The following is a 13,623-nucleotide window of genomic DNA, read 5'->3' as shown; positions in this document are numbered from 1 at the left end:
TTTTAGTATTACAAAAGATTTAAATTTTTCTTTAAATATTATAAAATAAATTTTAGTAATGTTAAGTTAATAGAGGTGAAATATAGATGTATTTAAAGTGGAGTGAGGAGTATGAAATGAATATAAAAACTTTTGATGAAGAGCATAAATTTTTACTTGAAACTGTCAATAATGTTTTTAGTTTAATTTTAAATAATAAAAAAGATGAAGCTAAAAATATTCTTATAAATCATATTATTTTTTATGCAGATAAACATTTCAAGCATGAAGAAAAGTATATGGAACTTCATAACTATCCTGATTATGAAAATCACAAAAAAATACATGATATCTTTGTAAATATAATGATAAGAGAATTAGATAAAATCAAAAAAGATGATAAAGAACTAATGAGAGTTGTATCTTTTTTAATTGGATGGTTGGAGAGTCATATAAAGAGATGTGATAAAAAATTTGGATTTTGGTTAAAGAAAAATAATGTTAATGTAGAAGATAATCCTTTTGAACTTTAAAATTCTAATTCTAAATCTTCTAATCTTCTTTTAAACTCTTCTAATAATAAATCTTCATACTTCTCTTCTGTTGTAGGATTACCATTCTCATCTCTTGCTACAAAACATGCAGCTAATCTTAAATAAGCTCCTGCATCATCCCATGGGACTGTTGAAATTAACTTTTCCTTTATTAAATATTGTGAAAAGTCTTCTGCTGTTTTAAATTCAATACCATTAGCTTTTTTTGGAGATTTTACATATAAATAGAAGGTTCCTCCTGGCATTTTAGCATTAAATCCAACTTCATTAAGGATTTTTACCATCTTTCTTAATCTTCTTTCATACTTTTGTCTAATTCTTTCAGTTATTTCAGGATGCTTTAAACAATAAATTCCAGCTTTTTGAATTGGAATAAATTGCCCTGAATCAAAATTGTCCTTAACTGTTGCAAAAGCTTTAATAATTAGTTCATTACCAACTAAAAAAGCTAATCTCCAACCTGTCATATTGTATGCTTTTGAAAAGCTATGAATCTCTATTCCAACATCTTTGGCATCTTTAACTGATAAGAATGAAAGAGGTTTTCCATCATAAACTAATGCTCCATAAGCAGCATCATTGACAACAATTATCTCATTTTCAAATGCAAAATCTACAACCTCTTTATAGAATTTTTTAGTTGCCTGAGCACCTGTTGGATTGTTTGGATAATTTAAATATAGAAGTTTAGCTCTTTCTAAAATATCTTTTGGAATACTTTCTAAATCTGGAAGAAAGTTGTTCTCTTCTAATAAAGGAAGTTTATAAACTTCTCCTCCATACCACTCAGAGTGAGTAGCCATAACAGGGTATCCAGGAACTGTCATTAGCATAACATCTCCTGGATTTATAAAGGCTGAAGGTAAATAGGCTAAAGCTGATTTTGAACCAATAGAGTGTATAACTTCATTAACAGGGTCTATATCTTTGACTCCATAAACTTTCTCCATATATTCTGGAACAGCATCTTTTAACTCTTGAATTCCATTGTCAGCATAACCTCTATTTTCCCATTTTTGAGCTTCTCTATATAGAACTTCTATAACTTCTTTATCTGCCATTTCATCTGGTTCTCCAACTCCCATATCTATTAATTCAACATTAGGATGTTTTTCCATAGCTTCTTTTTTAGCTCTTTTTATTTTCTCAAATTTATAAATAACCTCTTCCTTCCCAAATTTTTTTCCACCTATCCTCTCAGCAAATAGATTTTGTATAAAGCTGTCCATGCCACATCACTTTTTAATCTTTGATAGATATTAAAAAATAGGATTAGGTTATATTTATTTTTAATTGGATAGTATATAAGGTGAAGATAAATGAACAAAAAACTTTTAGAAATTTGGGATAAAACACTAATCTGGCATCCATATACACAAATGAAGGATTATATGGAAGAGGATAATTTAATCATTGAGAGAGGAGAAGGAAATTATTTAATTGATATATATGGAAATAAATATTTAGATGCTGTCTCATCCATATGGTGTAACTTGTTTGGACATAGTAATAAAAAAATAATAAATGCTATAAAAAATCAAGCAGAAAAAATTTGTCATTCAACTCTTTTAGGTTCTGGAAATGTTCCATCTATTTTATTAGCTAAAAAACTTATTGATATAACTCCTAAACATTTAACAAAAGTCTTTTATTCAGAGGATGGAGCAGAGGCAGTTGAGATTGCTGTTAAAATTGCCTATCAGTATCATTATCTAAAAGGTGAGAAAAGAGATAAATTTATATCTGTTGATGAAGGTTATCATGGAGATACTGTTGGAGCTATGTCTGTTGGTGGCTCAAAACTTTTCCATGGAATTTTTAAACCTTTATTATTTAAGGGGTATCATGTTTATGCACCATACTGTTATAGATGTAAATATAATAATTTCAAAGATACTGATGAGAGATTTGAGAAAGGTTGTGATTTAAGATGTTTAGAGGAGATGTTAAAAACTATTGAAGAGAAGAAAGATGAAGTATTTTGTTTGATTTTAGAGGGAGGAATTAGAGGAGCTGCTGGAATGATACCATTTCCAGATGAATATATGAAAGAGGTAGCTAAGAAATGTAAAGAAGAGGATATAACATTTATAGTTGATGAAGTTGCTACTGGCTTTGGAAGAACTGGTAGAATGTTTTACTCAGAGATTTTAGAGAAATACAAAAAACCAGATATTTTATGTTTGGGAAAGGGAATAACAGGAGGTTATTTACCATTAGCTGCAACATTAACAACAGATAAAATATTTAATGAGTTTTTAGGAGATTATGGAGAAGCTAAGCATTTTTATCATGGGCACACATATACAGGAAATCAGTTGGCATGTTCTGCAAGTTTAGCAACATTGGAGATTTTTAAAGAAGAGAACATCTTAGAAAAAAACAAAAAGAAAATAAAACTACTGAATGAATTAATTAGAGAGCTAAAAGATTTGGATAAAGTTGGAGATGTTAGAGGAAAGGGCTTTATGATTGGGATTGAGTTAGTTAAAGATAAAGAAACTAAGGAAGAGTACGAATATGGATATAAGGCAGGATTTAGAGTAGCAAAATCTCTCTTAAAAAGAGGAATATATATGAGACCAATTGGAAATGTTGTCATTATAAATCCTCCATATACAATAACTGAGGAAGAAATAGAGTATTTATGCAAATCTTTAAAAGAGAGTATAAAAGAAGCATTAGGTTAAATATTTGTTTATTCTTGGTGAAAACAATGAGATACATGAAAATTATAATTCCAAAAAAATTTCTAAATACTGTTGAAGAAATCCTAAAAAAGAATAATGCTTACTCAATATCAATAATTGAACCATTAAAAACATCTATTGAAGATGGAATTATCATTACTTGCAATGCAAAAGCAAAAGATGCTGAAAAAATAGTTTTAGAATTAAAAAAATTAGGTTTGGGAGAAAAAGGATATGGAAGTGTTACAATAATGCCAGCAAATATAACATTTTCATGTAGAGAGGAGGGAATATCTTCAACTACACTATCACCTTTGGAACTGTATTATAAAGCAAAAACTATGGTTAAAATAACTAACAATGTCTTAATTAAAGTTGTATTGGCAAGTATAATGGGAGTTATTGGGTTGATTGAGCATAACATTCCTACATTAATTGGAGCTATGATTATAGCTCCTTTAGTTGATACAGTTATGGGCAGTGCTATAGGAACAGTTTTAGGAGATAGAGATTTATTTATTAAAGGAATGAAAAAAGAGTTAATTTGCTCTGGTGTTGTTATATTATGTGCATTTATTCCAAGTTTGTTTTTTGTTTCAAAGAAGTTAGTTTTAGAATATCTTTCAGAGACATCCATAATATTAAGTGCTATTGTAGCTATTATTGCAGGCATTTCAGGAGGAATGAGTATTGCATGTGGAAAGGAGTATGAAATAATTGGAGTAACAATTGATGTCTCAATATTAATCCCAGCTCTATTAATGGGAATGTCCTTAGCAACTCTGGATTTGCATTTGATTTATATAACCTTCATTCTGTTAATTATAAACATCATTTTATTGGATATTGGGGGATATATTGGACTAAAATACAAATTAAGAATGGGATAAAATATGTTTAACTTAGAAATTTTAAAAGATTATAAACTGTGTGATAGATGTATAGGTAGATTGTATGGAAAGCTTTTACATCTTTCAAATGTAGAGAGGGGAAAGAGTTTAAGAATAGCTAAGGCATTAGAATTAGAAAAAAATCTAAAAGAGAATAAAATAAGTGAAGATGAAAAAGAACTTTTGGAGATATTAAAAAAAGGATATTCAGAAGAGGAATGTGTTTGGTGTAAAGGGATATTTAATGAAGAAAAATTTAAAAAACTTTTAAACAAAGTTATTGAACTAATAAAAGATTATGAATTTGACACTTTTTTAGTAGGGACTCATCTTCCAGATGATGTAAAAGATTTAGAAACACAACTAACAGAGAAATATAGTTACATGGAAAGTATTAAACAAGAGTTTGGAAGAGAGTTTGGTAAGTTTTTAGCTAAACATATTGGTAAAAAACCAGATAGGGAGAAGCCAGATATAGTAATACATATAAATCCTTATGATGAAAAAGTAACTCTCCAAATTAATCCTCTTTTTATAAAAGGGAGATATAGAAAGTTAGTTAGAGGAATACCACAAACAAGATGGTTATGCTCTTATTGTAGAGGTAGAGGTTGTAAATACTGTAACTATACAGGTAAGAAGTATCCTACATCAGTAGAGCAGATAATTGGGGATGTTGTTTTAAAATTTGCTAATGGTTTAGATTATAGATTTCATGGTGCTGGAAGAGAAGATATAGATGTGAGAATGCTTGGAAATGGAAGACCTTTTGTTATTGAGATTAAAGAACCTAAAAAAAGGAAGTTAAACTTAAAAGAAATTGAAAAACTAATTAATAAAGATGGAAGAGTTGAAGTATTAAACTTAGAATTTGGAGAAAGAAAAGACAAAGTTTTATTTAAAAATACACCTCACAAAAAAACATATAGGGCTATTGTAGAATGTGAAGAAAATGTTAATGAGGAAGATATAAAAAAGATAGAAGAGGAATTAAAAAATAGAGTAATATATCAAAGAACTCCAAGAAGAGTATTGCATAGAAGAGCTGATTTAGAAAGAGTTAGAAAAGTTTATAATGTAAAAGCTAAAAAATTAAATGATAAATCCTTAGAATTGGAGATATTTTGTGATGGTGGTTTATATATAAAAGAGCTTATAAGTGGAGATGAAGGTAGAACTAAGCCATCAGTTTCATCTATTTTAAACAAAAAATGTATATGTAAGAAGTTAGATGTTTTAAAAATACATGATAATGAATAAAGGTGAGAAAAATGACAGTTAAAGTGTTAATAAATGGATATGGTTCAATTGGTAAGAGAGTAGCAGATGCTGTAAGTAAGCAGAAAGATATGGAAGTTTTAGGAGTTACAAAAACAAAGCCAGATTTTGAGGCAAAGTTAGCAGTAGAAAAAGGATATAAATTATATTGTGCAATTCCAGATAAAGAGAGATTAAAGTTATTTGAAGAAAAAGGAATTCCTGTTGAAGGAACTATTTTAGATGTTATTGAGGAAGCTGATATAGTAGTAGATGGAGCTCCTAAAAAAGTAGGTAAGAAGAATTTGGAAGAGATATATAAACCTTACAAAGTTAAAGCTATCTTACAAGGTGGGGAAAAAGCAAAAGATGTAGAAGATAATTTTAATGCTTTGTGGAGTTATAACAGATGTTTTGGAAAAGATTATATCAGAGTTGTCTCATGTAATACAACAGGATTATGTAGAGCATTTTATTTCATAAACAATGTAAGTGAAATAAAAAAGGCAAGAATTGTTTTAGTTAGGAGAGCAGCAGACCCAAATGATGACAAAACCGGCCCAGTAAATGCAATAAAACCAAATCCTGTTACAGTTCCATCTCACCATGGTCCAGATGTTATCTCAGTTATCCCAGAATTTGAAGGAAAAGTATTAACATCAGCTTTAATTGTTCCTACAACTTTAATGCATCAACATACATTAATGGTTGAGTTAGAAAAAAGTGTTAATGTAGATGATATATTAGACAGTATAGAGAAAACTCCAAGAGTAATAACAGTAAGTTATGAAGATGGTTTCACATCAACAGCTCAAATTATAGAGTATGGAAGAGACTTAGGTAGAGAGAGATATGATATACCTGAATTAGTAATATGGAAAGAGAGTGTAAATATTGTTGAAAATGAGTTATTTTTAATGCAAGCTGTCCATCAAGAGAGTATTGTAGTTCCTGAAAATATTGACTGTATAAGAGCTATGCTCCAATTAGAAGAGGATAACTTTAAGTCAATAGAAAAAACAAATAAAGCATTAGGAATTAAATAGATTTTAAATATTCTTCAACATCATAATCTACTTTTTTAAATGTTATTTTATTTTCTCTAATAATTATATTTCCTCTCCATTCTTCTCTTTCTTCTGGATAATCCTCTCTATAATGTGCTCCTCTACTCTCTTCCCTATATAAAGCAGATTTTATAACCAACTTACTTACAGTTATCATATTTTTTAGCTCATAAAATTTTTGTAGAGGCCCATAACAATTATTAATTTTATTTTCTAATTCTTCTATTTCATTATAAGCTCTTTTTAAGGATTCTTCACTTCTAATTATAGAAACATATTTCCACATTATCTCTTTAAGTTTATCAATCAATTTTAATAGATTAAATTCTCCATCCAATTCAACATATATCTTATCTAAATTAACATCTATTATATCAAACTCATTCTCCTCAGCAAATTTTTTAGCTTCTCTTCCAGCTATTGCTCCAAATACTTGTGTATCTGCCAATGCATTTCCTCCTAATCTATTAGCTCCATGTATTCCTCCACAAACTTCTCCACAAGCAAATAAACCATCTATATTAGTTTTACAGTATTCATCTATCTTAATTCCACCCATAAAATGATGAGCAGTTGGTGAAACAATCATTTTCTCTTTTCTTATATCTATTCCCAACCTCAAAAATTGCTTAAATGTAGTTTCTAATCTCTTTTCTATAACTTCCTTAGGAAGATGTGTAACATCTAAATAAACTCCTCCATTAACACCTCTACCTTCCATAATCTCTTTATATATTGCTCTTGCTACAACATCTCTTGTTGATAGCTCTAATCTCTCTTTATCATACTTAACCATAAATCTTTCATTAAATCTATTTAATAAAATCCCTCCTTCTCCTCTAACAGCTTCTGTAACTAAAATACCTTTATTTGCTATACCAGTAGGATGAAATTGAACCATCTCCATATCTATTAATTCAACTCCAACATCATAAGCTAATGCAAATCCATCTCCTGTCTTATGTATTGGATTTGATGTTACTTTATATATTTGTCCAGCTCCACCTGTTGCTAAAATAGTTGATTTTGCAAAAATAGGAAAAATTTTTTCATTAATTAAATCTAAAAAGATAGCTCCATAACATCTATTATTCTTAACTATTAACTTTACGGCCATAACATCCTCTAAAATTTTAACTCTATTATACTTTGAAAGATATTCTAATAGAGAGGAAATAATTTCATGCCCTGTTCTATCTCCTGAATAACAAGTTCTATTAAAACTTTGCCCACCAAATGGTCTTTGAGCTATATCCTTATTAATTCTATCAAAAAGAGCTCCAAATTTTTCTAAGTTTATTAGCTCCTTTGGAGCATTTTTAACTAAAATCTCTACTAATTTAGGATTGTTTATAAATCTTCCCCCTTTAACAGTGTCATAAAAATGTTTTTTAAAACTATCCTCTTTCTTAAAAACTGCATTGTATCCTCCTTCTGCCATAACTGTGCAGCCACTCTTTCCTAATAGCCCTTTAGTAGCTATAACAACATCCATCCCTTTACATTCTATAGCAGCTCTTAAAGCAGCTCCTCCACCACCAATTATTAAAACATCTGTCTTCATTTTTCCACTAATTTAGCCTTCTTTATATGATATATTCCCCAATAGTCATGCCACTCTATTTCACTCTCTTCAATTACAATTCTTTTTTTAAATACAGGAGAATCTAATACAAAAGTTTCAGCTTCTCCACCTTCAAATGCTTTATGTATTCCATACTTTTCACAAATTTTTAATAATTTATCTATGTTATTTTTGTCTATTCTCTTACCTAACCATTCCTTTCCTAAGCCATAAGCATAAACTCCTACAATAATTACATCAAACAGCTCAGAGACAGTTCTTAAAATCCATTCAGGATTTTTTTGCCACAATGGAGAAAAACTTTTTATATTTAACTCTTTACAAACTCTATCTATTCTCTCTTTTTGATATCTACTTGCTATTGCTCCTGTCACTATTCCATCAACATCCAACTCTTTCAAACCTTCTTTTAAATCTTCAACTTCTTTCTCTTTCTCTCCTTTTGTATATATCTTAACTAATGGAATTTCAGCTGCTTTTGCACTTAACTCAGTTAAATGCACATTAGGAATATGGAACATATAGCTCTCTTTATTTTCACTTTCTACATTAACCAAATATTTGACATTAAATCCTTCTTTTATAGCCCAATATAATGCATAGTTTGAATCTTTTCCACCAGAATAGAGAACAGCAACATCCATATTTTCACCAAAAATTCTAAAAATCTTAACAAATAATTAGAAAGTACAATATAAAATTATAATTATTGGACTGTGTAATTTTTTTTTATAGCTTGATTTTATTTATTTGTTTTAGTATCTTATTGCTCTTCATTGAATAAATTCTTTTGCGTTTTCTAAACATTATTTTATAAAAATATTTACAAAATATTAACATATTTATATAAAACAATATTAAATGAAATTTCCTAAACATAACCTTTAATAATATTTATTAATATTATTTCTTTAAAATTTAGTTAAAAATAAAAAAATTAATAGGGGGATACTATGTTTCCAGGAGGCAGATTAAATCCAAAAATGTTAAAGAAAATGGAAAGAATGATGAAAGATATGGGTATGAATGCAAAAGATTTAGATGTTGATACTGTAATATTCATATTTAAAAATGGTGAAAAATGGGTTTTTGAAAAACCAAAAGTTCAAGTTATGGATGTTTTAGGAATTAAAACATATTCTATAACTGGAAAGCATAAAAAAGTTAAAGAAGAAGAAAAAGAAGTTAAATTAGAGATTAGTGAGGAAGATGTTAAATTAGTTGCTGAGCAATGTAATGTTTCAGAAGAAGAAGCAAGAAAAGCATTAGAAGAATGTAATGGAGATATAGCTGAGGCAATTGTTAAATTAGAAGAAAAAGAACAATAAATTATTTTAATAGTTAAAAATTTAAATAAATTTTTATGGTGGTTTAATGATTAAGCTTTTTGAGGAGTTGGGATTTAAAAAACAAAAATGTAAGAAGTGTGGTAAAACTTTTTGGAGCTTAGAGGAGAGAGAGACTTGTGGAGATGTGCCTTGTGATAAGTATTCATTTATTGGAAAGCCAATAACTAAGAAACCTTACACTTATGAAGAAATGGTTAAAGAATTTATAAAATTTTTTGAAGAACATGGCCATAAACCAATAAAAAGAGCTCCTGTAACTGCTAAGAGATGGAGAGATGATATTTTATTAACAATTGCCTCTATAGCTGTATTTCAGCCATGGGTTACTAAGGGGTTAGTTAAACCAAAGGCAAATCCATTGGTTATAGCACAACCATGTATTAGATTGACTGATGTAGATAATGTAGGAAGAACTGGTAGGCATTTGACATGCTTCACTATGGGAGGACATCATGCTTTTAACTATGAAAATAACTATATTTACTGGAAAGATGAGACAGTTGAATTATGTTTTAACTTCTTTAAAAAATTAGGAATTGATGAAAAATCAATAACATTTATAGAAAGTTGGTGGGAAGGAGGAGGAAATGCCGGACCTTGTTTTGAGGTATTAACTCATGGTGTTGAGTTGGCTACTCTTGTATTTATGCAGTATGAGAAAGTAGGGAATGGATATAAAGAGATTCCTTTAAAAATTGTTGATACAGGTTATGGAATAGAGAGATTTGTATGGGCTTCAACTGGAAAAGAAACTATTTATGATGCTTTATTTGAAGATTTAATAAAAAAATTGAAAAAAGAATCTGGTGTTAAGGATATAGATAAAGAAATCTTACAAAAAATAACAGAGTTATCTGGAATGATTGAGGCAGATAACTTATCAAAATTGAGAGCAGAATTAGCTAAGCATGTTGGTTTAACTGTGGAAGAACTCAACAATTTATTAGAACCTTATGAAAATATCTATGCTCTTTCAGACCACACAAGAGCATTGGCTTTTATGTTAGGAGATGGCATAGTTCCTTCAAATGTTAAAGATGGATATTTAGCAAGAATGTTAATAAGAAAAAGTTTAAGACATCTTGATAAGTTAAATATTTCATTAGAACTCTATGATTTAGTTGAATGGCACCTTAAAAAATTAAAAAATCTCTATCCAGAACTTTTGGAGATGGAAGATTATATAAAAGAAGTTTTGGAAATTGAGGAAAAGAGATATAGAGAAACATTAAGAAGAGGAGAGAACTTAGTTAAGAGATTGTTAAAATCCAATAAAATAGATTTAGATAAATTAATAGAGTTGTATGATAGTCATGGAATACCTCCTGAAATTGTTAGAGAGATAGCAAAGAAATACAATAAAGATATTGAGATTCCAGATAACTTCTATACTATTGTAGCTGAGAGACATGAACAAAAAGACATAAAGAAAGAGGAAAAAACATTACCAAAAGTAGATTTAGAAACAGAGCTTCTATTTTATAAGTATCCAAAAGAAAAACAATTTAAAGCAAAGATTTTAAAGATAATTGATAACTATATAGTTTTAGATAAAACTCTTTTCTATCCAGAAGGAGGAGGACAAAAACCAGATACAGGATTTTTAATAAAAGATAATAAAAAATATAGAGTTGTTGATGTGCAAAAATCAGGAAAATCTGTTTTACACAAGGTTGAAGATATTGATGATTTAAAAGAAGGAGATGAAGTAGAAGGTGTAATAGATTGGGAAAGAAGAGAGAGTTTAATGAGACATCATACCTCAGTCCATATAATTTTAGCCTCTTTAAGAGAAGTTTTGGGAAAACATATTTGGCAAGCTGGTTCAGATGTTGATGTAGATAAAGCAAGGTTAGATATAACACATTATAAAAGAATAAGTAGAGAAGAACTAAAGAAAATTGAAAAGATAGCTAATAAAATAGTTCTTAGTAACTATAAAATAGAAAGTGTATTTATGGATAGGAATGAAGCTGAGGAAAAATTTGGATTTAGAATATATCAAGGAGGAGTAGTTCCAGGAGATATATTGAGAATTGTTATGATTAAAGATAACAATAACAATATTATAGATGTGCAAGCTTGTGGAGGAACTCATTGCCAAAATACCGGAGAGGTAGGATTTATAAAGATATTAAAGACAGAAAGAATTCAAGATGGTGTAGAGAGAGTTATCTTTTCATCTGGATTGAAATCTTTAGAATATATTCAAGAGTTAGAGGATAAGATAAATAAAGCATCAGAAATTTTAAGAGTAAATCCTGAGGAGATAGATAAAGGAGTTGAAAAACTATATGATGAATATAAACAACTAAGAAAAAAGGTAGAGGAGTTGGAGAAGAAAGTTGGTGAGCTTAAAAAATATGAATTAATGAATAAATTTGAGAAGATTGGAGAATATGAAATATTAGTAGAAAAAGTTAATTTAAATCCAAATGAAATGCTAAGTTTAGTAGATAATTTAGCTTTAGACAATAAAATAGTTATCTTAATCAATGAAAATAACTTTATTGTGTGCAAGAGAGGGGACAATGTAAAAATAGATATGAATGAACTAATTAAGATTATTGGAAAAGGTGGTGGAAAAGACTATCTTGCCAAAGGTAAAACAGATAAAGATATAAATAATATAAAAGAGATTATTAAAAATCTTATAGGCAGATGATAATGTTTATCCCCGTCTGAATTGTGATGAGTAGCAAGCCGTCTGATGCCCCTTAATTTATAAATTTTAAGCTCTAATTTCTTTTTAGGTGAGAACATGAAGAAGTTGTTTGCTTTTTCTGTTGTTGTGTTGATGTTATTTACAGCATACTTTTATAGAGTTCCAGATATTGACATTCCTAATGTTAATGATTCTGTTGTTTTATCTCCTGCTGATGGCACTGTTGAGTATATAACATTTAGTAAAGATATAGAAGTATTTAAAGATGGGAATTCATATAAATTAAATATTAGTAAGTATTTTCCAGAAGGGGCTTATGTTATTGGAATATTTATGTCTCCATTAGATGTTCATGTAAATAGAGCTCCTGTAAGTGGAAAAGTAGTTTATATGAAGCATATTGATGGTAGTTTTTATCCAGCATTCTTTAACAATGTTGAAAAGAACAATGAAAGAAATATAATGATTATAAAAGCAAATAATGGAGATTATATAGGAGTTGTTCAAATTGCAGGAGTAGTTGCTAAAAGATGTGTTTATTATGTTCATGTTAATGACACTGTTGAAGTTGGAGAACTAATTGGAAAAATAAAACTTGGCTCACAAACAGCTTTAATTCTACCAAAGAACTACAAAATTTTGGTTAAAGTAGGGGAACATGTCAAAGGAGGAAAGACAATTATTGCCATCAGAAATAATTAGATATATAAATGAAATAAGAGAAAGTATTGGATTAAAAAAAGTGGATATAGATATTGTAGATATAAAACTTGAAAATAATATTTTATATATTTATACAAAAAATAGAAGTGATAAATCTGCTATTATTGGACCAGGAGGCTGGATAGTAGGAAAACTTAAAAAATTGTTGGATGTAGATGTTATTAAAGTTGAAGATTATTCTGATTTTATACTTTTTAAGGAGAGATGTAAATTAATAAAAAAATTTTATAAAAATCAGGAAGTGTTAGATATTTCAAACTATTTTTTAGAAAATAAAAAGAGTAACAGAAAAGTTAAAGTTTTAATTTCATGCCAAAAAGATTTAGAAGTTTTAAAGATTTTAAAGGATATTTTTAGTGTTGAGGCAATAATATTGAATAATAATCCAATAACTCCTCCAAAAGTTAGAAAAAATATAATTGAATATTTAGAAGAAAATAAAATACCTTATAAAACAATAAATCTAACTATTAATTTTAAAGAAGTTATAAACAGTTATCCTTGTGGATTTCTATCTAACTACATAAAAGAAGAAGGAACTATATTCACAACATGCTTATCAACAGATATAGTAACAAAAAAATCTCAAACATTCATTAATTTTATTAAGATATTTCCAATCAAATGTAGAGAAGATTTAGGATATTGCCCTTTATTTATTCAATATTTAAAAAATACAAAAGATAAAAAATTTATCAAAGATATTGTTGAAGAAGTTTATAAAGGAGCATTAGAACCAACAGATGGGGCTGAGAAGATATTAAGATACCTTGTAAGATAACCTTATTATAATAATTAAGATAAATGTTATATATTATTAAGTATTCTAAATAATTCTTTGGATAATTAAAAAATAATATTTGG

At 28.4% G+C, this 13,623-nt stretch carries 12 protein-coding genes; 9 read left to right on the top strand and 3 right to left on the bottom strand.

The window, feature by feature from the left end; all coding sequences use genetic code 11:
- Positions 1–86 precede the first annotated feature (86 nt).
- A complete protein-coding gene (locus ACPB8Q_RS03470; protein ID WP_423793283.1) occupies positions 87–512 on the top strand; it encodes a bacteriohemerythrin in 426 nt (141 codons plus the stop codon).
- Here the strand turns inward: ACPB8Q_RS03470 and ACPB8Q_RS03465 are convergent.
- Positions 509–1,762, bottom strand: a complete 1,254-nt coding sequence (locus ACPB8Q_RS03465) for a pyridoxal phosphate-dependent aminotransferase (protein WP_423793282.1) — start codon at positions 1,760–1,762, stop codon at positions 509–511. The genes ACPB8Q_RS03470 and ACPB8Q_RS03465 overlap by 4 nt on opposite strands.
- Positions 1,763–1,852: 90 nt before the next feature.
- Between ACPB8Q_RS03465 and bioA the strand changes: the two genes are divergently transcribed.
- From bioA to ACPB8Q_RS03445, 4 genes are read left to right on the top strand one after another with little or no spacing between them, the layout of a single operon-like run.
- Positions 1,853–3,223, top strand: a complete 1,371-nt coding sequence (bioA, locus tag ACPB8Q_RS03460; RefSeq protein ID WP_423793281.1) for an aspartate aminotransferase family protein — start codon at positions 1,853–1,855, stop codon at positions 3,221–3,223.
- Between the two features lie 26 nt (positions 3,224–3,249).
- Complete coding sequence (locus ACPB8Q_RS03455; protein ID WP_423793280.1) at positions 3,250–4,113, top strand: TIGR00341 family protein; 864 nt, start codon at positions 3,250–3,252, stop codon at positions 4,111–4,113.
- A 3-nt stretch (positions 4,114–4,116) separates the two neighbouring features.
- Positions 4,117–5,373: a tRNA pseudouridine(55) synthase gene (locus tag ACPB8Q_RS03450; RefSeq protein ID WP_423793279.1), complete on the top strand. Its 1,257-nt coding sequence runs from the start codon at positions 4,117–4,119 to the stop codon at positions 5,371–5,373.
- An 11-nt stretch (positions 5,374–5,384) separates the two neighbouring features.
- Positions 5,385–6,416: a type II glyceraldehyde-3-phosphate dehydrogenase gene (locus ACPB8Q_RS03445; protein WP_423793278.1), complete on the top strand. Its 1,032-nt coding sequence runs from the start codon at positions 5,385–5,387 to the stop codon at positions 6,414–6,416.
- Here the strand turns inward: ACPB8Q_RS03445 and tfrA are convergent.
- Entirely contained in the window at positions 6,409–8,001 is a 1,593-nt protein-coding gene (tfrA, locus tag ACPB8Q_RS03440; RefSeq protein WP_423793277.1) for a fumarate reductase (CoM/CoB) subunit TfrA, read from the bottom strand. The genes ACPB8Q_RS03445 and tfrA overlap by 8 nt on opposite strands.
- The gene (locus tag ACPB8Q_RS03435; protein ID WP_423793276.1) at positions 7,998–8,666 is read right to left on the bottom strand and encodes a TIGR00289 family protein; all 669 of its coding nucleotides are present in this window, start codon (positions 8,664–8,666) and stop codon (positions 7,998–8,000) included. Before ACPB8Q_RS03435 ends, tfrA begins: the two co-directional genes overlap by 4 nt.
- Positions 8,667–8,975: 309 nt before the next feature.
- Here ACPB8Q_RS03435 and ACPB8Q_RS03430 point away from each other — a divergent pair, with 309 nt between their 5' ends.
- The 4 genes from ACPB8Q_RS03430 to ACPB8Q_RS03415 all read left to right on the top strand — a co-directional run bounded on the left by ACPB8Q_RS03430 (position 8,976) and on the right by ACPB8Q_RS03415 (position 13,540).
- Positions 8,976–9,350: a nascent polypeptide-associated complex protein gene (locus ACPB8Q_RS03430; protein ID WP_423793275.1), complete on the top strand. Its 375-nt coding sequence runs from the start codon at positions 8,976–8,978 to the stop codon at positions 9,348–9,350.
- A gap of 46 nt (positions 9,351–9,396) precedes the next feature.
- A complete protein-coding gene (gene alaS / locus ACPB8Q_RS03425; RefSeq protein ID WP_423793274.1) occupies positions 9,397–12,036 on the top strand; it encodes an alanine--tRNA ligase in 2,640 nt (879 codons plus the stop codon).
- A gap of 96 nt (positions 12,037–12,132) precedes the next feature.
- The gene (locus ACPB8Q_RS03420; protein ID WP_423793273.1) at positions 12,133–12,738 is read left to right on the top strand and encodes a phosphatidylserine decarboxylase; all 606 of its coding nucleotides are present in this window, start codon (positions 12,133–12,135) and stop codon (positions 12,736–12,738) included.
- Positions 12,695–13,540 carry a hypothetical protein gene (locus ACPB8Q_RS03415; protein ID WP_423793272.1) on the top strand — a complete coding sequence of 282 codons (846 nt, stop codon included), beginning with the start codon at positions 12,695–12,697 and terminating at the stop codon, positions 13,538–13,540. The genes ACPB8Q_RS03420 and ACPB8Q_RS03415 overlap by 44 nt, the downstream gene beginning before the upstream one ends.
- The last annotated feature ends 83 nt before the right edge of the window (positions 13,541–13,623 follow it).

It is taken from the genome of Methanocaldococcus indicus, assembly GCF_049554935.1.
Classification (GTDB): domain Archaea; phylum AGJL01; class Methanococci; order Methanococcales; family Methanocaldococcaceae; genus Methanocaldococcus; species Methanocaldococcus indicus.
The sequence above is the reverse complement of the archived record's forward strand: the minus strand, read 5'-3'. Positions and strand labels throughout refer to the sequence as shown.